This is a genomic window from Streptomyces sp. NPDC046759, from assembly GCF_040645475.1.
Taxonomy (GTDB): domain Bacteria; phylum Actinomycetota; class Actinomycetes; order Streptomycetales; family Streptomycetaceae; genus Streptomyces.
Map to the genome: position 1 here is coordinate 1 of NZ_JBEYYJ010000089.1, position 1,228 is coordinate 1,228.

The 1,228-nt window shown below is 68.7% G+C and carries 1 protein-coding gene; it reads left to right on the plus strand.

All coding sequences use genetic code 11. The annotated features are described in order from the left end of the window. Nucleotides 1–1,149: glutathione-independent formaldehyde dehydrogenase (locus ABZ919_RS41505; protein WP_361259525.1), on the plus strand; the 1,149-nt coding region annotated here is incomplete at its 5' end. Between the last annotated feature and the right edge of the window lie 79 nt (nt 1,150–1,228).

The following is a 1,228-nucleotide window of genomic DNA, read 5'->3' on the forward strand; positions in this document are numbered from 1 at the left end:
CGAACGGTCACGGTGAAGGACGTACCGGACGCGAAGATCGAACACCCCTGCGACATCATCGTCAAGATCACCACCACCAACATCTGCGGTTCGGACCTGCACATGTACGAGGGCCGCACCTCGTTCGAGTCCGGCCGCACCCTGGGACACGAGAACATGGGCCAGGTCGTGGAGGTCGGCTCGGCCGTCCGCAAGGTCCAGGTGGGCGAGTACGTGGTCCTGCCCTTCAACATCGCCTGCGGCTTCTGCAAGCAGTGCGAGCGGGGCCTGACCAACTACTGCCTGACCATGCAACCGGAACCGGCCCTCGCGGGAGCCGCCTACGGATTCGCCGACATGGGCCCCTACCAGGGCGGCCAGGCGGAACTGCTGCGTGTGCCCTACGGCGACTTCAACGCGCTGCGTCTGGGTGAGGACGCCGCCGAGCGGCAGACCGACTACGTGATGCTCGCCGACATCTTCCCCACCGGCTACCACGCCACCGAGATGGCCCACGTCAAACCGGGCGACCAGACCATCGTCTTCGGGGCCGGTCCCGTCGGGCTGATGGCCACCTACTCCGCCCTCCTCAAGGGCGCCGGACGCGTCTGGACGGCCGACCACCAGCCCGACCGGCTGCGCAAGGCGGAGGAGATCGGGGCCATCCCGATCAACACCGCCGAGCAGAACCCGGCGGAGGTCGTCAAGGACGCCACCCTCGGTCTGGGCGCCGACAACGGCTGCGAATGCGTCGGCTACCAGGCACACGACCCCGAGGGACACGAGGACGCCAGCCTCACGCTCAACGGACTGATCGACTCGGTCAGGTTCACCGGCGACATCGGCGTGGTGGGCGTCTTCCTGCCCCAGGACCCCGGCGGCGCGGAAGCCCAGGGCGAGCTGGAAGCGCAGGGCAAGGTCCCGATCGACTTCGGCATGATGTGGTTCAAGGGCCAGCACATGGGGACCGGGCAGGCGCCGGTGAAGAGGTACAACCGGGCGCTGCGGGACCTGATCGCCGGCGGGAAGGCCAAGCCGAGCTTCGTCGTCTCCCACGAGCTCAGCCTGGACGAGGCCCCCACCGCCTACGAGCACTTCGACGCCCGTGACGAGGGCTGGACCAAGGTGGTCCTGCATCCCGACGGACACGGCAACGGCCACAAGCGGTAAGAGACCCGGGGCCGCCGTGCCCCCTGTTTCACCGGACCGGTCCGGGGGACGGGTGGCGATCTGCCGGTCCTCCGGCCGG